23 protein-coding genes are annotated in these 20,673 nt (G+C 73.2%); 12 read left to right on the top strand and 11 right to left on the bottom strand.

Features of this window, described 5'->3' with window-relative positions; genetic code table 11:
* Complete coding sequence (locus tag ACIF6F_RS12655) at positions 1-981, bottom strand: alpha/beta fold hydrolase (RefSeq protein WP_399945096.1); 981 nt, start codon at positions 979-981, stop codon at positions 1-3.
* A gap of 127 nt (positions 982-1,108) precedes the next feature.
* On the opposite strand from ACIF6F_RS12655, the gene ACIF6F_RS12650 reads away from it, so the two are divergent.
* The 4 genes from ACIF6F_RS12650 to ACIF6F_RS12635 all read left to right on the top strand — a co-directional run bounded on the left by ACIF6F_RS12650 (position 1,109) and on the right by ACIF6F_RS12635 (position 2,978).
* Positions 1,109-1,324 (top strand): hypothetical protein, encoded by a 216-nt coding sequence (locus ACIF6F_RS12650; RefSeq protein ID WP_399945093.1) that lies wholly within the window; start codon positions 1,109-1,111, stop codon positions 1,322-1,324.
* A gap of 181 nt (positions 1,325-1,505) precedes the next feature.
* Positions 1,506-2,153 (top strand): TetR/AcrR family transcriptional regulator, encoded by a 648-nt coding sequence (locus tag ACIF6F_RS12645; protein ID WP_399945090.1) that lies wholly within the window; start codon positions 1,506-1,508, stop codon positions 2,151-2,153.
* Between the two features lie 171 nt (positions 2,154-2,324).
* On the top strand, positions 2,325-2,552 hold the full coding sequence (locus ACIF6F_RS12640) for a DUF3107 domain-containing protein (protein ID WP_399945088.1): 228 nt from the start codon (positions 2,325-2,327) through the stop codon (positions 2,550-2,552).
* Positions 2,553-2,705: 153 nt separating this feature from the next.
* Positions 2,706-2,978: a hypothetical protein gene (locus ACIF6F_RS12635; protein ID WP_399945086.1), complete on the top strand. Its 273-nt coding sequence runs from the start codon at positions 2,706-2,708 to the stop codon at positions 2,976-2,978.
* A gap of 107 nt (positions 2,979-3,085) precedes the next feature.
* Here ACIF6F_RS12635 and ACIF6F_RS12630 read toward each other — a convergent pair whose 3' ends face one another.
* Positions 3,086-3,853 (bottom strand): ferritin-like fold-containing protein, encoded by a 768-nt coding sequence (locus tag ACIF6F_RS12630; protein WP_399945084.1) that lies wholly within the window; start codon positions 3,851-3,853, stop codon positions 3,086-3,088.
* A 476-nt stretch (positions 3,854-4,329) separates the two neighbouring features.
* On the opposite strand from ACIF6F_RS12630, the gene ACIF6F_RS12625 reads away from it, so the two are divergent.
* Both ACIF6F_RS12625 and ACIF6F_RS12620 read left to right on the top strand, forming a co-directional pair.
* The gene (locus ACIF6F_RS12625) at positions 4,330-6,282 is read left to right on the top strand and encodes a DEAD/DEAH box helicase (protein WP_399945081.1); all 1,953 of its coding nucleotides are present in this window, start codon (positions 4,330-4,332) and stop codon (positions 6,280-6,282) included.
* Positions 6,283-6,642: 360 nt separating this feature from the next.
* On the top strand, positions 6,643-7,503 hold the full coding sequence (locus tag ACIF6F_RS12620) for an alpha/beta fold hydrolase (protein ID WP_399945078.1): 861 nt from the start codon (positions 6,643-6,645) through the stop codon (positions 7,501-7,503).
* A gap of 48 nt (positions 7,504-7,551) precedes the next feature.
* Here the strand turns inward: ACIF6F_RS12620 and ACIF6F_RS12615 are convergent, their stop codons facing one another.
* Positions 7,552-8,487 carry an NYN domain-containing protein gene (locus tag ACIF6F_RS12615; protein ID WP_399945076.1) on the bottom strand — a complete coding sequence of 312 codons (936 nt, stop codon included), beginning with the start codon at positions 8,485-8,487 and terminating at the stop codon, positions 7,552-7,554.
* Positions 8,488-8,649: 162 nt separating this feature from the next.
* Between ACIF6F_RS12615 and ACIF6F_RS12610 the strand changes: the two genes are divergently transcribed.
* Positions 8,650-8,802 (top strand): hypothetical protein, encoded by a 153-nt coding sequence (locus tag ACIF6F_RS12610; RefSeq protein ID WP_399945074.1) that lies wholly within the window; start codon positions 8,650-8,652, stop codon positions 8,800-8,802.
* A 138-nt stretch (positions 8,803-8,940) separates the two neighbouring features.
* Here ACIF6F_RS12610 and ACIF6F_RS12605 read toward each other — a convergent pair whose 3' ends face one another.
* The 4 genes from ACIF6F_RS12605 to ACIF6F_RS12590 form a co-directional block, all read right to left on the bottom strand.
* On the bottom strand, positions 8,941-9,546 hold the full coding sequence (locus ACIF6F_RS12605; RefSeq protein WP_399945072.1) for a MarC family protein: 606 nt from the start codon (positions 9,544-9,546) through the stop codon (positions 8,941-8,943).
* Positions 9,547-9,639: 93 nt separating this feature from the next.
* Positions 9,640-10,515: a PHP domain-containing protein gene (locus tag ACIF6F_RS12600; RefSeq protein WP_399945069.1), complete on the bottom strand. Its 876-nt coding sequence runs from the start codon at positions 10,513-10,515 to the stop codon at positions 9,640-9,642.
* 103 nt (positions 10,516-10,618) lie between these two features.
* Positions 10,619-11,257, bottom strand: coding sequence for a DUF6758 family protein (locus tag ACIF6F_RS12595; RefSeq protein ID WP_399945066.1), 639 nt, complete (start codon positions 11,255-11,257; stop codon positions 10,619-10,621).
* Between the two features lie 103 nt (positions 11,258-11,360).
* Positions 11,361-11,945: a suppressor of fused domain protein gene (locus tag ACIF6F_RS12590; protein WP_399945063.1), complete on the bottom strand. Its 585-nt coding sequence runs from the start codon at positions 11,943-11,945 to the stop codon at positions 11,361-11,363.
* A 490-nt stretch (positions 11,946-12,435) separates the two neighbouring features.
* Here ACIF6F_RS12590 and ACIF6F_RS12585 point away from each other — a divergent pair, with 490 nt between their 5' ends.
* Positions 12,436-13,551, top strand: a complete 1,116-nt coding sequence (locus ACIF6F_RS12585) for a magnesium and cobalt transport protein CorA (RefSeq protein ID WP_399945061.1) — start codon at positions 12,436-12,438, stop codon at positions 13,549-13,551.
* Between the two features lie 186 nt (positions 13,552-13,737).
* Positions 13,738-14,562, top strand: a complete 825-nt coding sequence (locus tag ACIF6F_RS12580; protein WP_399945058.1) for a BTAD domain-containing putative transcriptional regulator — start codon at positions 13,738-13,740, stop codon at positions 14,560-14,562.
* A gap of 114 nt (positions 14,563-14,676) precedes the next feature.
* Here the strand turns inward: ACIF6F_RS12580 and ACIF6F_RS12575 are convergent, their stop codons facing one another.
* Together ACIF6F_RS12575 and ACIF6F_RS12570 are read right to left on the bottom strand one after the other, a co-directional pair.
* Positions 14,677-15,189 carry a hypothetical protein gene (locus tag ACIF6F_RS12575; protein WP_399945055.1) on the bottom strand — a complete coding sequence of 171 codons (513 nt, stop codon included), beginning with the start codon at positions 15,187-15,189 and terminating at the stop codon, positions 14,677-14,679.
* A gap of 97 nt (positions 15,190-15,286) precedes the next feature.
* Positions 15,287-16,045 carry a hypothetical protein gene (locus tag ACIF6F_RS12570; protein ID WP_399945052.1) on the bottom strand — a complete coding sequence of 253 codons (759 nt, stop codon included), beginning with the start codon at positions 16,043-16,045 and terminating at the stop codon, positions 15,287-15,289.
* A gap of 181 nt (positions 16,046-16,226) precedes the next feature.
* On the opposite strand from ACIF6F_RS12570, the gene ACIF6F_RS12565 reads away from it, so the two are divergent.
* Genes ACIF6F_RS12565 through ACIF6F_RS12555 form a run of 3 tightly spaced genes read left to right on the top strand, consistent with a single transcriptional unit; the run spans position 16,227 to position 19,267 of the window.
* The gene (locus ACIF6F_RS12565) at positions 16,227-17,498 is read left to right on the top strand and encodes a magnesium transporter MgtE N-terminal domain-containing protein (protein WP_399945049.1); all 1,272 of its coding nucleotides are present in this window, start codon (positions 16,227-16,229) and stop codon (positions 17,496-17,498) included.
* Between the two features lie 16 nt (positions 17,499-17,514).
* The gene (locus tag ACIF6F_RS12560; RefSeq protein ID WP_399945561.1) at positions 17,515-18,063 is read left to right on the top strand and encodes a DUF1003 domain-containing protein; all 549 of its coding nucleotides are present in this window, start codon (positions 17,515-17,517) and stop codon (positions 18,061-18,063) included.
* 43 nt (positions 18,064-18,106) lie between these two features.
* Positions 18,107-19,267 carry an Mrp/NBP35 family ATP-binding protein gene (locus tag ACIF6F_RS12555; RefSeq protein WP_399945046.1) on the top strand — a complete coding sequence of 387 codons (1,161 nt, stop codon included), beginning with the start codon at positions 18,107-18,109 and terminating at the stop codon, positions 19,265-19,267.
* Between the two features lie 52 nt (positions 19,268-19,319).
* Here the strand turns inward: ACIF6F_RS12555 and ACIF6F_RS12550 are convergent, their stop codons facing one another.
* Both ACIF6F_RS12550 and ACIF6F_RS12545 read right to left on the bottom strand, forming a co-directional pair.
* Complete coding sequence (locus tag ACIF6F_RS12550) at positions 19,320-20,117, bottom strand: hypothetical protein (RefSeq protein WP_399945043.1); 798 nt, start codon at positions 20,115-20,117, stop codon at positions 19,320-19,322.
* A 113-nt stretch (positions 20,118-20,230) separates the two neighbouring features.
* Complete coding sequence (locus ACIF6F_RS12545; RefSeq protein WP_399945040.1) at positions 20,231-20,656, bottom strand: sec-independent translocase; 426 nt, start codon at positions 20,654-20,656, stop codon at positions 20,231-20,233.
* Between the last annotated feature and the right edge of the window lie 17 nt (positions 20,657-20,673).

The raw sequence follows: 20,673 nt of genomic DNA, 5'->3' as shown, positions 1-20,673 counted from the left end.
TCAGCCCCCGCCCGCTTCGGCGGCGGCACGCGTGTCCCGCAGCAGGTCACGGAAGGCCGTGGCGACGACCTCCGGATACTCCATCATCGCGACGTGCCCCGCGTCCGGCAGGGTCAGCAGCCGGGAACCGCGGAAGGCGGCGGCCGCCCTGCGGGCCATCCGGTACGAGACGAGCTGGTCGCGCCCGCCGTACACCAGCAGCGTCGGCGCGAGCACCCGCTCCGCCTGCCGCCACAGGCCGTGCTGGCCGCCCAGCGTGTAGGCGTCGACGATCCCGCGCGAGGACCGCGTCATCGCGTCCCAGAAGTACGGCAGCCTCATGCGCCGCTCCATCTCCTCCACCGCGTTGCGGAACCCCTCGGGGGTGACCCGTGACGGGTCGCCGTAGCACAGGGCGAGGATGCCACGGGTGCGCTCCTCCGCGCTCATCCCCTGCGTGAGGCGGGAGAAGAGGGAGGCCACTCCCGGCACCGCGAGCAGCGCGGTCGGCACCGCCGAGCGCTGCACGCGCAGCTCCGGCAGCGCGGGCGAGATCAGGGTGAGGGTGCGCACCAGGTCCGGGCGCGCCGCGGCCACCCGGGTGGTGACGGCGCCGCCCAGGGAGTTGCCGAAGAGGTGTACGGGACCGCGCCCGGCGGCGTCGAGGTGCCGGATGACCGCGCGGGCCAGTCCGGTGACCGAGTAGTTGCCGTCGTCCGGCGGCGGGGAGTCCCCGAAGCCGGGGAGGTCGACGGCCTCGCCGTCCACCACGTCCTCCAGCAACGGCATCAGTGCCGACCAGTTCTGCGAGGACCCGCCGAGCCCGTGGACGTAAAGGGCGGGCGGAAGGTCGGGGCGGGCCGGCGGACGGAACCGCACGTTCAGCGTCAGCCCGGGGAGCGTCACCCTCCGCAGCTGCTCTCCTTCGGCCACCCGCACGGCGCTCACCTGGGGAGACACCGCGGCGGTGGTGCGGACACCCGGCAGCTCGGTCGAAGACATGGGCCAATGTTACGAGACGATCACGCCGGGACCCGTGTGTTCGCGCTCACAGATCCGCGTAGCGGCGCACCCCCGACTCTCCTAGGCTCGTAACCGACAAGGAAAAATGGAAAATGAGGGGAGCCACATGACTGCCGACCCCACGGAGCCGGACACCTTCCAGGACGAGCTCGGGGAGACGCTGGACGCGGAGGCCCCTGAGGCGGACGCGGCCGAGCAGCACACCGAGCTGACCCCGAGCGAGGACCAGCCCCCCACAGGACACGACCGGGGCGAGGCGGCGGACGGGGACGCCGCGGAGCAGGCGCGGGTCGTGGCCCTCGACGAGGACGACTACCGCTGACCGCCGCCGAGGTGACCGATTTCGCTCCTGTCCGAGCGCATTCGCACAGGTCCGCACGGTGTCGGTGACTGTCCGAAGACCGAGAAAACTCGGCCTGGACCCCCCGGATTCGGTTACCGAAAAGTACGATGGCGGGCGCGGCGCACAGCGCACTGTGTACAGAGAGAAAGTGGGAGGCGGCGTGACAGCCATCGAGCAGACCGAGGCGGCGCGCCCGCGGGGCACACGCCTGCCGCGCCGAGCCCGACGCAACCAGCTCCTGGGGGCGGCCCAGGAGGTTTTCGTCGCGCAGGGGTACCACGCGGCCGCGATGGACGACATCGCCGAGCGCGCGGGCGTCAGCAAGCCGGTGCTGTACCAGCACTTCCCCGGCAAGCTGGACCTGTACCTGGCGCTGCTGGACCAGCACTGCGAGGCGCTGCTGCAGGCGGTGCGCGGGGCGCTCGCCTCGACGACCGACAACAAGCTCCGGGTCGCGGCGACGATGGACGCCTACTTCGCGTACGTCGAGGACGAGGGCGGCGCGTTCCGCCTCGTCTTCGAGTCGGACCTGACGAACGAGCCCGCGGTGCGCGAGCGCGTCGACCGGGTCTCCCTGGAGTGCGCCGAGGCGATCTCCGACGTGATCGCCGAGGACACCGGGCTGTCCAAGGACGAGTCGATGCTGCTGGCCGTGGGGCTGGGCGGCGTCTCCCAGGTCGTGGCCCGCTACTGGCTCTCCAGCGAGAGCCCGGTCGAGCGGAACAAGGCGGTGCAGCTGCTGACCTCGCTCGCGTGGCGCGGCATCGCCGGGTTCCCGCTGCACGGGACCGACGCGCAGCCGCACTGACACCCTTACGGGTGCCGGCCGCCGTGACGGCCGGGGACGACGCAGGGGCCCCACGGGCCCCTGTTCGCTTCCAGCGTGGCTGCGACGGGCGGTTCCCGTCCCCTCTCCGGGCTAATGTGTCCGGGTACGGCGCGGTGATCGCGCGACTCGGACCGTCGGAGGGACATAGCCGTGGAGGTCAAGATCGGCGTGCAGCACGCACCCCGGGAGATCGTGCTGGAGAGCGGACTGAGCGCCGAGGAGCTCGAGGCGGTCGTGACGGACGCGCTGACGGGCAAGTCGCAGCTGCTCAGCCTGACGGACATCAAGGGCCGCAAGGTCCTGGTGCCGACCGACCGGCTGTCGTACGTCGACATCGGCGAGCCGACGTCCCGCAAGGTCGGGTTCGGCCCCGCGTAAGGCGCGCGTCACCCACAACTGAGAGAAACGGCCCGGTGGTTGCTCCCACCGGGCCGTTTCCGTGCCCGCAGGGGCGGTTGAGGGTTGTGTGCCGCCCGCTCCGGGTAGGACCGCCTACGACCCGATTTGCCCTTGGCTGTGTGGGAGGGACTCATGCTCGTGGAAGCGTTCGGCTCGGCCGTTCTGGGCCTCGCCCTGTCCTGGGTGGCCGTCAGAAGACTGCCCGGCCGGCTGCCGTCCGCCCGCGTGGTCCTGACCACGGGCGCGCTCGGGGCGCTGTTCGGCGCGTACTTGACGCACTACGCGCTGGGCCCGGGGCACCGCACGCTGACCGCGTCCCTCGTGGGCGCCGTCCTGGTGGCAGCGGCCGGACTGTCGCTGCTGCTGCGGACGAGGACGCCCTTTCCGGTCGCCTCCCGGGGATGACCACGGGCCTCGGGGTGACGTACCCCCGGGGCCCGTGACGTAGCCGCCGTGCCGCTGCCGCAGGTGCGGCGTCGTGGCCGTCGGCGCCTTACCGGTGCGGGGGTCCGTCAGGCTGCGAGGCCGAGGGCCGCCATCCGCTTGGTGTGCGCCTTGGTGATGCGGGTGAACATCTCGCCGACGGCGGCCAGGTCGAACCCGGCGGCCATGCCGTCCACCCCGCCGACCAGCATCGTGGAGAGCGCGTCGCGCTCGGCCACCACGCGCTGCGCCTGGGAGAGGGCCTCGCCCATCAGACGGCGCGCCCAGAGGGCGAGCCGGCCGCCGACGCGCGGGTCGGCCTCGATGGCGGCGCGGACCTTCTCGACGGCGAAGTTGCCGTGGCCCGTGTCGTCCAGCACGCCGAGCACGAGGGCCCGGGTGTCGGCGTCGAGGTGGGTGGCGACCTCGCGGTAGAAGTCGCTGGCGATCGAGTCGCCGACGTACGCCTTGACCAGGCCCTCCAGCCAGTCGGACGGGGCGGTCTGGCGGTGGAAGTCGTCCAGGGCCTTCGCGAAGGGCTCCATGGCGGCGGTCGGCTCGGCGTCGACCGCGGCCAGCCGGTCGCGCAGCCGCTCGAAGTGGTGGAACTCGGCGGAGGCCATCTTCGCGAGCTCCGCCTTGTCCGCCAGGGTCGGGGCGAGCTTCGCGTCCTCGGCGAGCCGCTCGAAGGCCGCGAGCTCGCCGTACGCGAGGGCACCCAGCAGGTCGATCACGGCGGCGCGGTACTGCGGCGAGGCGGAGGCCGTCGCCCAGTCCTGGGCGGCGATCCCGGTGGGCTCTTCCTCCGCGGGGGCGGACGAGTTCTCGGCGTGCTCGGCGTTTTCAGCGGTCTCCATGCAGCGCACAATAGCCCGCCCGGGGGGTGGGGGAAGTGCCTGGTCAGTCACGCGGAACACGCCGCCCCGGTGAATTCGCCCGACACACCTGCGCGATTCCGGGGTACAGTGGTAATGCGCCTGCCGAATACTCGGCGGGCCATCCGAATGAGGATGCCCGGTCGGTGGCCCGATCGGCTCCAACCGACCGCCCTCGGTGTGGCGCGTACGTTTCCGCGTGCCGCCGCCCATGAGGGGCCCCCTCAGCGGCACGAGCGCTTGAGCGAAGGCAGTGGTCCCGCGCCATCCGGCGATGCGGCTCTTTTCGAGCTGCGGCCGGAGGCACCTCCGGCAACACCGGAGGAGCACAGCACGGCACGGTAAGACCCCCCTCGTCGCCTCGCGCCGCGTCTCACAGAAGAGGCAGCACCCTGACTACGTTCCGAGAGCTCGGGATCTTTCCCGAGACCGCCGAGGCCCTTGAGGCCGTCGGCATCGTGTCCCCCTTCCCCATCCAGGAGATGACCCTCCCCGTCGCCCTCTCGGGCACGGACGTCATCGGCCAGGCCAAGACCGGAACCGGCAAGACGCTCGGTTTCGGCCTTCCGCTGCTGGAGCGCGTCGTCGTCCCCGCGGACGTCGAGGCGGGCCGCGCGACCCCCGAGCAGCTGACCGACGCCCCGCAGGCGCTGATCGTCGTACCGACCCGCGAGCTGTGCACGCAGGTGACGAACGACCTGCTGACCGCCGGAAAGGTGCGCAACGTCCGCGTCCTGGCCATATACGGCGGCCGCGCGTACGAGCCCCAGGTGGAGGCGCTCAAGAAGGGCGTCGACGTGATCGTCGGCACCCCGGGCCGTCTGCTGGACCTGGCCGGCCAGAAGAAGCTCGACCTGTCCAAGGTCAAGGCCCTGGTGCTGGACGAGGCCGACGAGATGCTCGACCTGGGCTTCCTGCCCGACGTCGAGAAGATCATCAACCTGCTTCCGCCGAAGCGCCAGACCATGCTGTTCTCGGCGACCATGCCGGGCGCGGTCATCGGCCTGGCCCGCCGCTACATGTCGCAGCCGACGCACATCCGCGCCACCTCGCCGGACGACGAGGGCGCGACCGTCGCGAACATCACGCAGCACGTCTTCCGTGCGCACTCGATGGACAAGCCGGAGATGGTCTCCCGCATCCTGCAGGCCGAGGGCCGCGGGCTGGCGATGATCTTCTGCCGCACCAAGCGCACGGCGGCCGACATCGCCGAGCAGCTGGAGCGCCGCGGCTTCGCCTCGGGCGCCGTCCACGGCGACCTGGGCCAGGGTGCGCGCGAGCAGGCCCTGCGGGCGTTCCGCAACGGCAAGGTCGACGTGCTGGTCTGCACCGACGTCGCCGCCCGCGGCATCGACGTCGAGGGCGTGACGCACGTCATCAACTACCAGTCCCCCGAGGACGAGAAGACCTTCCTGCACCGGGTCGGCCGCACCGGCCGCGCGGGCGCGAAGGGCACCGCCGTCACCCTGGTCGACTGGGACGACATCCCGCGCTGGCAGCTGATCAACAAGGCGCTGGAGCTGGACTTCCACGAGCCGGAGGAGACGTACTCGACCTCCCCGCACCTCTACGAGCTGCTGAACATCCCGGCCGGCACCAAGGGTGTCCTGCCGCGTGCCGAGCGCACGCGGGCCGGCCTGGCGGCCGAGGAGCTGGAGGACCTGGGCGAGCCGGGCGGCCGCCGCAAGCCCGCCGCCGCGACGGCCGTCACCGAGCGTCCGGCCCGTACGCGTACGCCGCGCCAGCGGCGCCGTACCCGGGGCGGCGCGGAGGTCACCGCGGACGCCACGGCGGCTCCGGCCGCCGAGGTGGCCGAGGGCACCGAGGCTCCGGCGGAGCCGAAGCGCCCGCGCCGCCGTCGTACGCGGGGCGCTGCCGCTGCCACCGCCGTGGCGGAGGCAGCGGTCGTGGAGGCCGTCCCCGCCGCCGAGGCGGAGGAGACCCCGGCGAAGCCGCGCCGCCGCCGCACCCGCTCGTCGTCCACGGCGGCGGTCGCGGAGACCGCGGTCGTCGAGGTGCCGACGCAGGCCCCGGTCGCCGAGGTGCCGACGCAGGCGGTCGCCGAGGCCCCGGTCGTCGAGGACGCCCCGGCCAAGCCGGCCCGCCGCCGCACCCGCAAGGCCGCCACGACCGTGGCGGACGCCGCGGTCGTCGAGGCCCCCTCGGCCGAGGCCGCGGAGGCCGAGCCCAAGCCGGCGACCCGCCGCCGCACGCGCAAGACGGCCGCCACGGCCCCCGAGGCCGCCCCGGTGGCCGAGACCCCCGCGGAGGCCCCGGCGAAGCCGGTCCGCCGCCGCACGCGCAAGACCGCGGAGGCGGCCCCGGCCGAAGCCGTGACCACGGAGGAGGCCCCGGCCAAGCCGGTCCGCCGCCGCACGCGCAAGACCGCGGAACCGACGCCGGAGGCGTAACGCCCCCACGCAGAGGCCCGGCCCCCCACACGGGGGGCCGGGCCTCTGCCGTTCCCGCTCCGCCGGGGTCTCGGGGGTGGGCGGGTGGGCGGGTGGGCGGGGCCCAGCGTGGCCGGCCCTCCCCCGGACACCGCCGGGAGGCCCCCCAACCCCGCCCTTGTCCCGTTCGCCGGGGACGCCCCGGGCCCCGGTCGCGCGCCGGCCGAGGCGCGGCCCCTCGGCCGCCGCACGACCGCCCGGGGCACGTGGGCGCGGGCCGAGGGGGCCGGGGCGGGGCGAAGCCCTCGGCGTCCGGGACGTGCCCCGGTGAGCGGGAGAGGGGCGGGCGGGGGACTTCGGACCGGCCAGTAACGTAGGGGCATGAGCAAGCCACCGCGGCTCAGTCTGCCGCCCCGCGCCGTCGCCCGCCGTCTCGTCACCGCCCGCGGCGAGTTCGCCGTGCACGAGGCCCTCCCGGCCGGGGAGCCGCGCGGGACCGCGCTGCTGGTGCCCGGGTTCACCGGCAGCAAGGAGGACTTCATCGGGCTGCTGGAGCCCCTCTCGGCGGCCGGGTACCGCGTCGTCGCCGTCGACGGCCGCGGCCAGCACGAGAGCCCCGGCCCGGCCGACGAGGCCGCGTACGCGCAGGACCGGCTGGCCGCGGACGTCCTCGCACAGGCCGACGCCGTCCAGGACGGCCCCGTACACCTCCTCGGACACTCGCTCGGCGGCCTGGTCTCCCGCGCCGCCGTGCTCCGCGCCCCGGACCGCTTCCGCACCCTCACCCTGATGAGCAGCGGTCCCGCCGCGATCGACGAGGCGCAGCAGGAGCGTACGAAGCTCCTCGTGGCCGCCCTGGAGATGCTGGGCGACGACATGGAGGCCGTCTGGCAGGCGATGCGCGCCCAGGACCCGGAGGGCACCCCGCAGGACTCGCCCGAGCTCCAGGAGTTCCTGCACCGGCGCTGGCTGGGCACGGTCCCGCAGCAGCTCATCGCCACCGGCCGGCAGCTGATCGGCGAGCCGGACCGGGTGGCGGAGCTGCTCGCGGCCGCCCCGGCGCTGCCCAAGCACGTGCTGTCCGGGGCGGTGGACTACGCCTGGCCGGTCCCGCTGATGGACGACATGGCGCACCGGCTCGGTGCCCACCGCACGGTCATCGCCGGCACCGAGCACTCCCCCAACGCCGAGGACCCGGGGGCCACGGCCGCGGCCCTGGCCGCGTTCTGGGACGCGCACTGACCCCGGCGGGACCCGGCGCGCGGCGGCACCCCGCCGGCTGAACCCGCGTCAGAACTGGCCCTGCAGATGGTTCCAGAAGCCGTCGCGCAGGGCCCGCCGCAGGTCGGCCTGGCCGCGCAGCGAGTAGTGCAGCAGCGCCTCCGCCTCGGTCAGCAGCTCCTGGTCCACCGCACCGGGCAGGTACGGGTGCCCCGGCAGCAGCCCCGCGAGCTGCTCCGGGCCCCGCGTGGCCAGCCAGGTGGCCGCGATCCGCGCCCCCACGAAGCGGACGTCCTCGCGGCCGGGCCGGGGCACGCCCTCGTTGTCCGGCTCGACCACCAGCGCCCGCCGCGTCACGTACGGCTTGCAGAACTCCAGGTCGAACACGCGCTGGCTGTCGACCTCCCAGAGCAGCGGCTCGGCCTGGTTGCGCCCGCCGAGGGCCTCGATCCCCCACAGGTGCACCCGCGCTCCGTACCCCTGCGCCGCCTCCACCGCCGGTACGAGGTCCTCGTCGCCGCCGACGAGCGCGGCGTCGCTGATGGCGCGGTGCCTGGCGAGGGACTCCAGGTCGGTCCTGATGAGGGAGTCGACGCCCTTCTGCTGGTTGTTGGCGTTGAGGTTGCCCAGGCGGACCTTGACGTCGGGCAGTTCGGCGACGGCCTGCTGTTCCGCGGTGTGGATGCGACGCCGGGCGCCGTCGTACCAGTAGACGCGGAGCAGCCTGCTGTCGGCGAAGATCGTGCGGGCCGTGTCGATGAAGGCCTCGATCAGGCCCTCGGCGTCGAGGTCGAAGGAGCGGCGGTCCTCGGTGCCGGCGACGAGCCGGCCGACGGCGGCGTAGACGTAGCCGGCGTCGACGAAGATCGCGTGGGTCGACGGGGTCTTCGCCACCTCGGCGAGCATCCGCCGGAGCAGTTCGTTGGTCTCGTCCAGGCGGGCGGCGAGGCCGTCGCCGGCCGGCTCCGCCGGGCCGGCCGGGCCCTGCGCGTGGTCCTGGTCCATGGGCGCCTCCAGATAGCCCCACCATTGTGACCGGTGCCACACTGGAGGTCGCCCGGTGCGATAGTATTTAGCCAGTGAAAAAATTTCCTTAGCGTAGGGAATGTTTGCCCCCTACACTTCGTTGTGCCCTGTGCAAACAGCGAACGGACGAAGGGAGAAGCCATGCGCTTCGAGATCTTGCGCCTGGACGACGTCGACGGCACCCCCGTGGACCGCACCGTCGTGGACGCCGCCTCCGTCAACGGGATCGTGCAGCGTGCCGCCGCCATCGGCCAGCGCATCTGGATCCGGCCGGCCGAGTCGACGGCCTCGTAACGCGCGCACAGCGCCGCGGCGCCCACCGGGCCCGTACCGCGCACCGCGCACACACGTGACAGCGCCCCCGCACCGGCAGTCCCGGTACGGGGGCGCTTCGCGTTCGCGGACGGCACGCACCGCCGTCCGCGCAGGGGGTCAAGCCCCCCGGACCACCTGGAGCACGCCGTTGATGATCTGCTGGACGGCGATGGCGGAGAGCATCATGCCCGCCAGCCGGGTCACCAGGACCACGCCGCCGTCCTTGATGATCCGGATGATCACGAGCGAGTAGCGCATCGTCAGCCAGAGCACGACGTGCATGGCGATGATCGCGGTCCAGACCGACACCTGCGCGGCGGCCCCGTCCGCCTTCTGCACGGCGAGGATGACGGACACGATCGCACCGGGACCCGCCAGCAGCGGCATGCCCAGCGGTACCAGCGCGACGTTCACGTCCTTGGTCTGCTTGGGCTCGTCCGTCTTGCCGGTGAGCAGGTCGAGCGCGATCAGGAGCAGCAGCAGACCGCCGGCGATCATCAGCGCCGGCACCGAGACGTGCAGGTAGTCGAGAATCTGCTGGCCGCAGATGCCGAAGACGGCGATGACACCGAAGGCGACGCAGACGGCCTGGAAGGCCATGCGGCGCTGGACCTTGACGGGGCGGCCCGAGGTGAGCGCGAGGAAGATCGGCGTGATCCCCGGGGGGTCCATAATCACAAAAAGGGTGAGAAAGAGGGATCCGAAAACGGCAAAGTCGAACACAGTGATGGCCTTGCAGGAAGAGTCGTACGAAAAGGGGAGGCCGGGGAAGCGCTCAGAGGGAGCGCGCGGGCACGGAGGTACGCGTACGCGCGCTCAGGCGCCGGTACGTCCGCCCGCGCCCGGCACCGGGAAGGCGCCCGTCGCGCGGCGGGTGATCTCGCCGTAGATCTCGGGGTCGGTCGTGTACTCCCCGAGGCGACAGGTCTTGCGGCTGCCGTGGTAGTCGCTGGAGCCCGTGGCGAGCAGGCCGAGGTCGGCCGCCAGGCCCCGCAGCCGGTCGCGGGTCGCCGCGTCGTGGTCCATGTGGTCGACCTCGATGCCGTCCAGACCCGCTGCCGCCAGCTCGGCTATCGCACTCTCGGGCACGCACTGGCCGCGCTTCACGGCGGCCGGGTGGGCGAAGACGGTGACCCCGCCGGCCGCCTTGACCAGACGGACGGCCTCGAAGGGGTCCAGTTCGTGCTTCTCGGCGTACGCGCGGCCGCCGTCGGCGAGCCACTCGGGGGTGAAGGCGTCGGAGACGCTCCCCACCACGCCCAGCTCGACGAGCGCGGTCGCGATGTGCGGCCGCCCGACCGAGCCGTCGCCGGCGATCCGGGCGACCTGCTCCCAGGTGACCGGCACGCCGAGGGCCTGGAGCTTGCCCACCATGGTGCGGGCGCGCGGCACGCGGTCGTCGCGCACCAGCTCCCGCTCCCGGGCCAGCTCGGGCTCGGCGGGGTCGAAGAGGTACGCCAGCATGTGCAGCCCGACGCCGTCGAGGCGGCAGGACAGCTCGGCGCCGGTGACGAGGGTGAACCCCTCGGGAAGCGCCTGGACGGCCGCGACGGCCTCGGCGTACCCGCCCACGGTGTCGTGATCGGTCAGCGCAACGACGTCCAGCCCGGCGGCGGCCGCGTTGCGGACCAGCTCGGCGGGCGTGTCCGTGCCGTCGGACGCCGTGGAGTGGGCGTGCAGGTCGATGCGCACGGCGCGGACTCCAGGGGGCAGGACGGACGGGGGGACACTCCAGCATAACCGGGGTGTACAGGCCCTCGGGACGTCCGGCCCCCGCCCCGGGCCCGGGCGACCCCTAGTCCAGGATCCGCGGGCTCAGCGCACCGCAGGGGAGCAGGTCGAGTTCGGCACCGGCCTCGCGCAGGTCGGTCAGCACGAGTTCGTCGTACATCAGCAGTCCGGAGTGCTCCGGCCAGACCACCGCCCACAGCCACATCCCGCGCGCCTCGCCGGCGAAGACCGCCCGGTCCTCCGGGGTGCCGGCGAGGTGCCAGAGGGGGGTGGGGCGGCCGGCGGCGACCACCTTGGCGTGCGGGGGCATGGAGACGTTGATGTACGGGCCCGGGTCGGGGCCCTCGATGCCCGCGTACCGGGCGCCGAGGCCGACACCCAGTTCCTCCGCGACCAGCAGGAGTTCACCGACGCCGCCCAGGGGGGCGGGGCCCGAGCACGCGACCACGGTGGCGCGCCCGCCGCTGCGGTCGTCACCGGCCGCGGCGACACCGGTGAACAGCCAGCCGAGCGGGAGCGGCCAGGGCATCCACACGGGCACCTGGGCCCGGTTCACGACGACGGCGAGGCCCTCGACGCTGGGCGGGATGACCGGCTGCAGGGGCTGGACGGCACCGTGCACGGCACACTGCCAGGAGTCCGCGAAAAGACCGGGCGCCCTGACCCGGCCACCGCACTTCGGGCAACTCGGTTCGCCCCTCATAGGGCTCCACGCTCCTCCCCGGCCGCCGACTCGTCAAGGGACGATCACCCGTCCGGATCCGATGCGTACCCCCTGTGGCCGGTCCCAGTCACATACCCGGGGACTAGTCCAGCAGTACGGCGGAACGGAGGGGGTCCCTGAGGTCCGTTCCGCGGGCCAGCCAGCGCTCCTGGAGCGCGGCCGCGCCGTGCACCCGCTTCCACGCCGCCTCGTTCGGCGTCATGGGCAGCAGCGGCAGGAACCGCACCGGCTCCATCGGCTCGTCCAGCTCCAGGTCCTCGACGAGCCCGCCAGGCTCGGCGACCAGCACGGAGGTGAACGGCGCCCCGGGCCAGAGGGGTTCGCCCGTGTCCAGGGACGCGCCGGGGGACACGACCAGGCCTTCCACCTGCGGGGAGGCGGCCAGCACCGCGAGCGGGCGGAGCACCTTGTCGGTGTCGGCGAGGCCGGCGCGCACGGAGATGACCAGCTCGGCGCGCGGCCCGCGCAGCGGGTCCGCCACGACGGCCGTCGGGTCGGTCATGGGGCGCTCGGACATGCCGAGCGTGGCGTACCGGACGACGTCCCCCTCGGTGAACCGGAGCACCTCGATCCGGTCCGTGCCGAGGAACGTGATCGAGGCGCGCGCGTCGGGTTCGCCGAGGGCGCTGCGCAGCCGGGCTTCCACAAGAGCCAGAACTTCTGCCATGCGGTGAGCATAGAACGGCTATTGGGAGGGTAAAGGCGCGCATCTGAGGGACAGTCGGCTGATACTGTTGACCGCTGGTCGGGGCAGCGTGCAGAAGCTCGCTCTCAGCCCCGCCTGACGTCATCCCCCACGGGGGACCGGCCGGAGGAGGTGGGGCTGCGGTGGACCGAAGTCGATCGTGCAGTACCAACCGCTCTTCCGCCGTGTTCTGCCTTCCGGCTGGTCTTCAGGTCTGACCGGCCTTCTCCCACGCCTGTCCCAGGGGGACGTACGGGCGGGGACGCACGCGTTTTCGCATCCCGGGCACACCCGGGCACGGCACGCCATCCCGTACGACGGCCGCCTTCTCCCGGTGGTCACCCGTACGGCCGCACGCGCGACGGAAGAGCGACGGAACACCCTCCCGACCGCCCAGCCTTCCGCCCGCCGCCCGCACGCCGGGGCGGGAGGTCTCCCGTCAGCGGTGTGATGCCGCGCGAAGGAGCCTGCCATGTCGATGATCCGTGACCTGCGCGCGGCGGTGCGCCCGGTCCTGCGCAAGAACAGCCCCGCCTACAGCGCGTACGACCCGACCCGCGACCCCTCGGCGAGCAGCGCCGTCGTGGACTGCGGGCTGTACCGCGACGGGCGGCGGGTCCAGGGGGACACCCGTCTGACGCCGCGTGAGGCCATCCGCCGGGTGCGCGAGGACGGCGGCTTCGCCTGGATCGGACTACACGAGCCCACCGAGGCGGAGTTCTCCGGCATCGCGGCCGAGTTCGGGCTCCACCCGCTCGCCGTGGAGGACGCGGTCCACGCCCACCAGCGGCCCAAGCTGGAGCGGTACGACGAGACCCTCTTCACCGTCTTCAAGACCATCCACTACGTCGAGCACGCCGAACTGACCGCGACCAGCGAGGTCGTGGAGACCGGGGAGGTGATGTGCTTCACCGGCCGGGACTTCGTCATCACCGTCCGGCACGGTGGCCAGGGCTCCCTCAAGGGCCTGCGCCACCGGCTCCAGGACGACCCCGAGCTGCTGGCCAAGGGGCCCTCGGCGGTGCTGCACTCCATCGCCGACCACGTGGTCGACGGGTACATCGCGGTGGCGGCGGCCGTGCAGGACGACATCGACGAGGTGGAGAACGCGGTCTTCGCGGCGCCCGCCAAGGGTTCCCCGCGCGGCACCGACGCCGGCCGGATCTACCAGCTCAAGCGCGAGGTACTGGAGTTCAAGCGGGCGGTCTCGCCGCTGCTGCGGCCGATGCAGCTGCTCAGCGAGCGGCCGATGCGGCTGGTCGACCCGGACATCCAGAAGTACTTCCGGGACGTGGCGGACCACCTGGAGCGGGTGCACGAGCAGGTCATCGGCTTCGACGAGCTGCTGAACTCCATCCTCCAGGCCAACCTGGCGCAGGCCACCGTCGCCCAGAACGAGGACATGCGCAAGATCACCGCCTGGGCCGCCATCATCGCCGTGCCCACGATGATCTGCGGGGTCTACGGGATGAACTTCGACCACATGCCCGAGCTGCACTGGCGGTACGGCTACCCGATGGTGATGGGCACGATCGTCGGCGTCTGCCTCACCATCCACCGGGCCCTGCGGCGCAACGGCTGGCTGTAGCGCGGGACATGGCCGGCCGCGCCCGGCGCCGCCCGTCCGGGGCGGTCGTTGCGCCGTTGGCTGGTTCGCCCCGCTGACACGGCGTGCCGGAACCCGGACCCTGTGCATGGCGGGCGGCGGCAACCGCCGTCACGTCGGTCCAGGTCGACGGGCGCCCACCGGCGCCGGACGTGGGGGTGGCCCGCAGTGTCAGCCGAACAGTCCTTGTCCGCGTGCCCGCCGACGGCCTCCGCACCGCCGGGGGCGGAGGCGGCCGGGGGGTACGCGCCCAAGTACCTGGTCCTCGGGCCGCTGGAACTGCGCCGCGGGGGACTGCCGTGCACCCCGACCCCCCTCAAGCACCGGGCCCTGCTGGCCCTGCTCCTGCTGCACGCCAACCGGCCCGTGCCCGTGGACGCCCTCGTCGACGGGCTGTGGGGCGGCCGGCCGCCCCGGGCCGCCGTGGCCACCCTCCAGATGTACGTGTCCGCGCTGCGCCGGGTCCTCGACCCGGCCCACCGCCTCGGCGGCGGCGACGCCCGGCGCCACCCGGTACTGCGCACCTCCGGCGCCGGCTACCTGATGGCTGTGGCGCCCGGGGAGCTGGACCTCGACCTGTTCCGGACCCGCGCGGCCCTGGGCCGGGAGCTGCTGGCCGGCGGGGACTGCGCGGCCGCCGGTGCGGCGTTCCGCTCGGCGCTGGCGCTGTGGCGCGGGCTGCCGCTGGGCGACCTGGGCCGGGCCTGCCTGCCGCCCCACTACGCGGGCCGGCTGACGGAGGAGCGGCTGGCCGTGCTGTACGAGCGGATCGGCGCCGACCTCTGCGCGGGGCGGGCCGGTGAAGTGGCCGGGGAGCTCCGGGAGCTGTGCGCGCGGTACCCGTCGTACGAGGGCTTCCCCAGGCAGCTGCTGTCGGTGCCGGCCGGCACCGGGCACCGGACGGAGGTCCTGCCGGGCGGGCCGCACCCGGCTCCGCCCGGGCACGAGCGGTGCCGGGAGGCACGCATCCGCCGGACGGCGCCGCCGGGCTGAGCCGGCGTCAGCCCGCAGCCGGTCCGGCGGCGTCCCCCGGACGGAACGCAGAGCGCCCCCGCACCGGACCCGGTGCGGGGGCGCGGCGGCCCCGGTGCGGGGGCGCGGCTCCGGTCAGCGGCGCTTCTTCCTGCGCTTCAGCAGCAGCTTCGGCAGCGCGGCCGGGATGGGCCGGCGCGTGGTGGCGGGGGTCGGGCGGGGCGCCTCGGCGAGCGAGCCGGCCGGTGCCTCGGCGTGGACGGTGACGGGCTCCAGACGCAGCAGCCGGCACTCACGCGCCCAGCGGGCGGTCATCTGCTCGGAGTCGGGGGCGTTCAGGCGCTTGCCCTTGAGCTCGGCCACCGCTGCCTCCCAGGCCTCGCTGCCGGCCGGCACCTCGGTCACCCGGGCCGTCCAGCCGACCAGGCGGCCGCCCTTGTCCTTGCTGCGCACGGTGACCTCGGCGGTCGCGCCGTCGGCCAGACCGGGGAAGGGCTGCTCGCCGGGGCCGTCGCCCAGGACGTGCGCGGCGCCGTCCACCCAGGCGTGCCACAGGCTCCGGGCGGGGGCGGTCCCCTCCACCCAGATGAGGCCGGACTTCTTGGTGGCCTCCTCGACGAGGGCCTGATCGAGCAACGTCAGCGTCATGGGGGTCAGCGTAGGCGGTCGCGGCCGGGGGTCCCGTACCGGTCCGCCGGCCGGACGCCGCGGGCGTTGGCCCGCCCGGCCGACCGGGCCGCCGCCGTCACTCCTCGGGCAGCCGGGCGCCGTAGTCGACGGTCTCCTCCTTGGCCGGCTCGGTCAGCGTGAAGGACTCGTCCCAGTCCTTCAGCTCGACCACGCCGGCCCCGCCGGCGCGCTCCAGGCGCAGCGGGTACGGGGTGCCGATCAGCGAGACGTCGAGCTTGCCGCCCTGGCCCTTGTCGCCGGTGACCTGGATGGTGCGGGTGCCGCCGACCTTCGTGTAGGCGCCCTTCTCCAGCTTCCCGTGCAGGCCCAGCAGCCCCAGCAGCACGTCCATGTCCGTGAACCCGCGGAACTGCTTGTACGTCGCGTCGCCCTCGGGCACCTTCACGTACTTGTCGCCGAGCTTGTCCGCCGCGGCGGTGGCGTCGGCCGACGGGGCCTCGTCCCCGGACTTCTCGCGTCGGCTCCAGAAGGCCGCGTCCGCCTTGAGGAACAGCCGCTCGCCGACGCGCAGCAGCTGGAAGGTGGTCTCCTTGGACTTCACCTCGCCGCTCGCGCCGTCGGCCTTGAGGCGCATGTCGATGGTGAAGGTGCGGCCGGAGCTGACGACCGTGCCCGACAGCCGCACCGAGTCGGCGTCCGCGGCCGCCTGGCGTGCCTTGCCCTCGATCTTCTCGGCCGACAGCTTGCCGACCCCGTTGGTGCCCTCGTCGGGGTCGGCACCACAGCCGGTGGCGCCGGCGACGGTCAGCCCCGCGCACAGTGCGCCGAGGAGAGCGGCGCGGCGGAGCCGTACGGCCGGGGGGAACACGGTCACGGGCGTGCTGCCTCTCGTCTGTCAGAACTGCAGCAGGCAGCGTACCGGGGCACCGCCGGGCGGCCACGCCGGTGGGGCCCTCCCGGCGGTCCCCACCAGGGCGTCCGGCCCTGCCACGGGCTAGCCTGAAGGCCGACAGGGACCCCATGACCGCAGAAACGGTTCGCAAGGAGGCGCACGGATGGCAGGAGGCGCCCCCCGGGTCTTCGTCTCGCACCTCTCGGGCGTTCCCGTCTTCGACCCCAACGGGGACCAGGTGGGCCGGGTGCGCGACCTGGTCGCGATGCTCCGCGTCGGCGGCCGCCCGCCCCGGCTGCTCGGCCTGGTCGTCGAGGTGGTCAGCCGGCGCCGGATCTTCCTGCCGATGACCCGGGTGACCGGCGTCGAGTCCGGTCAGGTGATCACCACCGGGGTGGTGAACATGCGCCGCTTCGAGCAGCGCCCCACCGAGCGGCTGGTCCTCGGCGAGCTGCTCGACCGCCGGGTCACCCTGGTGGCCACCGGCGAGGAGGTCACCGTCCTCGACGTGGCCATCCAGCAGCTGCCGGCCCGCCGCGACTGGGAGATCGACCGGATCTTCGTACGCAAGGGCAAGGCCGGGCCGCTGCGGCGGCGCGGCGAGACCCTGACCGTCGAGTGGTCCGCCGTCACCGGCTTCTCGCTGGAGGAGCACGGCCAGGGCGCCGAGAACCTCCTCGCCACCTTCGAGCAGATGCGCGCCGCCGACCTGGCCAACGTCCTGCACCACCTGCCGCCCAAGCGCCGGGCCGAGGTGGCCAGCGCCCTCGACGACGACCGGCTCGCGGACGTCCTGGAGGAGCTGCCGGAAGACGACCAGATCGAGATCATCGGCAAGCTGAAGGAGGAGCGGGCCGCCGACGTCCTGGAGGCGATGGACCCCGACGACGCGGCCGACCTGCTCTCGGAACTGCCCGCCGACGACCAGGAGCGGTTCCTGACGCTGATGCAGCCGGACGACGCGGCGGACGTGCGCCGGCTGCTGTCGTACGAGGAGCGCACCGCCGGCGGCCTGATGACCACCGAGCCGATCGTGCTGCGCCCCGACGCCACGGTCGCCGACGCCCTGGCGCGGGTCCGCCAGCAGGACCTCTCCCCCGCGCTGGCCGCGCAGGTGTACGTGTGCCGCCCGCCGGACGAGACGCCCACGGGCAAGTACCTGGGCACGGTGCACTTCCAGCGGCTGCTGCGCGACCCGCCGTTCACGCTGGTGAGCTCCATCGTGGACACCGACCTGCCGCCGCTGCGGCCGGACACCTCGCTGCCGGCCGTCACCAGCTACCTCGCCGCGTACAACATGGTCGCGGCCCCGGTGGTCGACGTGAGCGGCTCGCTGCTCGGGGCCGTGACCGTGGACGACGTGCTGGACCACCTGCTGCCGGAGGACTGGCGGGAGACCGACTTCCACTCCGAGGAGAACGTACGTGGGCACTGACCGCGGCAGGGAGTCCGTGCCCGACCGCCCGGACCGCCCCGAGAAGCAGGGCGGCACCTCCTCGCGCCCGCGCGTGCGCCTCGACCTGCCGAAGGCGCCGCGCCTGTCGCTGCTGCCCGAGTACGACCCGGAGGCCTTCGGCCGCTTCTCCGAGAAGATCGCCCGCTTCCTCGGCACCGGCCGGTTCATCGTCTGGATGACCCTGGTCATCATCGTCTGGGTGCTGTGGAACATCTTCGCCCCGGCGCACCTGCGCTTCGACGAGTACCCCTTCATCTTCCTGACGCTCATGCTGTCGCTCCAGGCCTCGTACGCGGCCCCGCTGATCCTCCTCGCGCAGAACCGCCAGGACGACCGGGACCGGGTCAACCTGGAGCAGGACCGCAAGCAGAACGAGCGGTCCATCGCCGACACCGAGTACCTGACCCGGGAGATCGCCGCCTTGCGGATGGGCCTCGGAGAGGTCGCCACCCGCGACTGGATCCGCTCCGAGTTCCAGGACCTGATCAAGGAGATGGACGAACGCCGTCTATTCCCGCTTGAGAGTGACGAAGGCGACCGCTGATCGCCTTTCCTCGGGCGTGCTACTCGGCCGTACCATCGGGGGCATGGCTACCGACACCCCTTCCGCCGCCGTGCCGGACCAGGACGCGATCCTGGACGCGCTGGCGACGGTCAACGACCCTGAGATCCACCGCCCGATCACCGAGCTCGGCATGGTCAAATCGGTGGAGATCAGCGACGGCGGGTCGGTCGCCATCACCGTGTACCTCACGGTCTCCGGCTGCCCCATGCGGGACACCATCACGCAGAACGTCCGCGAGGCCGCGCTGAAGGTCGCCGGCGTCACCTCGGTCGAGGTGTCGCTGGAGGTCATGAGCGACGCCCAGCGCAAGGAGCTGGCCGCCACCCTGCGCGGCGGCACCGCCGAACGCGAGGTGCCCTTCGCCAAGCCCGGCTCGCTGACCCGCGTGTACGCCGTCGCGTCCGGCAAGGGCGGCGTCGGCAAGTCCTCCGTGACGGTGAACCTGGCCGCCGCCATGGCCGCCGACGGTCTGAAGGTCGGCGTGGTCGACGCCGACATCTACGGCCACAGCGTGCCCCGCATGCTCGGCGTGGACGGCAAGCCCACCCAGGTCGAGAACATGATCATGCCGCCGTCCGCGAACGGCGTGAAGGTCATCTCCATCGGCATGTTCACCCCGGGCAACGCGCCGGTCGTCTGGCGCGGCCCGATGCTCCACCGCGCCCTCCAGCAGTTCCTGGCGGACGTGTTCTGGGGCGACCTGGACGTGCTGCTGCTCGACCTGCCCCCGGGCACCGGCGACATCGCGATCTCCGTGGCCCAGCTGGTGCCCAACGCCGAGATCCTGGTCGTGACCACCCCGCAGCAGGCCGCCGCCGAGGTGGCGGAGCGGGCCGGCTCCATCGCCGTACAGACCCACCAGAAGATCGTGGGCGTCGTCGAGAACATGTCCGGGCTGCCCTGCCCGCACTGCGACGAGATGGTCGACGTCTTCGGCACGGGCGGCGGCCAGCTGGTCGCCGAGGGCCTGACCAAGACCACCGGCGCCACGGTGCCGGTGCTGGGCCAGATCCCGATCGACGTGCGCCTGCGCGAGGGCGGCGACGACGGCAAGCCGGTCGTCCTGGCGGACCCGGACTCCCCGGCCGGAGCGGCGCTGCGCGCCATCGCCGGCAAGCTGGGCGGCCGTCAGCGCGGCCTGTCGGGCATGTCGCTGGGCATCACCCCGCGCAACAAGTTCTGAGCACCGGGCCGAAGGGCGCCGCTCCGCGAGCGGCGCCCTTCGGCGTACCCGGCTACTGGTAAGCGGTGATGTCCCCGACCGCCGAGAAGGCCAGGCCGTACGCGCTCATCCCGCGCCCGTACGCGCCCAGGTGGACGCCCGCTCCGGTGGAGCCGGCCAGCACCCAGCCGAACTCGGACTCGCGGTAGTGGAAGACCGTCGGCACACCGTCCACCGGCAGCGACAGCGTCGACCAGTCCGGCCCTTCGAGGTCGTCGGCCAGCTCCCAGGCGGTCTCGGTCTGCTGGTCCAGCCAGTCGCTGCGCAGGGAGTGGTCCATCTGGCCGGGCCAGGTGAAGGCGAGCAGCCCGGAGCCGGCGAGCCAGGCGGCGGAGGAGACCGAGGTGGCCTCCAGGACGCCCGTGCCGTCGCCGCTGCGCCGCAGCGGGTTGCTGGCGACGGTGACGACGACCGCGAAGCGCTCCTTCTCACCGGTGCCGATCTCGCCGCGGACCGACGGCTCGTCGCCGTGGCCCACGGAGCCGTGCTCGACGGTGCCGTCCGCGCCCGTGCCGACCTGCATCAGCCAGCGCGGGCCGGTGAAGGCCTCGTCCAGGCCGTACCAGGGGAAGCCGGCGCGCAGGAAGCCCTCGGCGTTGCGGCGGGCGGCCGGGACGGCCGCGGCCTCCTGCGCCCTGGGCTCGGTGGTATTTCGTCCGGGTGCCTCGGGCCCCGGGGCCTCCTGGGGCGGGGGCTCGCTCTCCGTACGCACCTGGTCGGCCGTACGCACCTGGTCAAGGGTGTCGGCCTGGTCCGCCGCACGCACCGGCTGCTCCGCCGGTTGAACCCCTACCCGACTCGTGGTCTCCATCAGGGCCGCCTCTCGTTCCGTGGTGTCCGGAGCGGCCCGCCCCCCTCGGGCGTCCTGGATCCGGACAGATGGAGGATAGCCATCCGAGTCCGGCACGCCGGGCAGGAGCGGAATCAGGTGGCGTCGATGTCGAACCGCGCGCGCCGGCCTTCGGCCGGGTCCGCGGGCTTCTTCAGGAGGTCGGGACCGGCGCCGCCGGACGGCGCGGCGGTCTCGGTCTCGTGGCCGTTGACGGAGTCGGCGACGTCGTTGATCTCCTTGCGGAGGTCGAGGCTGCTGCGGATCTCCTTCAGGTCCTCGTTCTCGGTCAGCTGCTTCTTGATGAAGGTCTTGGGGTTCAGGTCCTCGAACTCGAAGTCCTTGAACTCGGGGCCGAGTTCGGACCGGATGTCCTGCTTGGCGCTGTCCGAGAACTCGCGGATCCTGCGGATGAACCGGGAGACGTCCTGGATGACCTTGGGGAGCTTGTCGGGGCCGAAGATGAGCACGGCGAGGACCACGAGCGTCACCAGCTCGAGTGCGCCTATGTCAGTGAACACCTTGCCGCTCCTCGGTT

The organism is Streptomyces sp. NPDC086023, from assembly GCF_044540325.1.
In the GTDB taxonomy this organism is placed as follows: domain Bacteria; phylum Actinomycetota; class Actinomycetes; order Streptomycetales; family Streptomycetaceae; genus Streptomyces.
The sequence above is the reverse complement of the archived record's forward strand: the minus strand, read 5'-3'. Positions and strand labels throughout refer to the sequence as shown.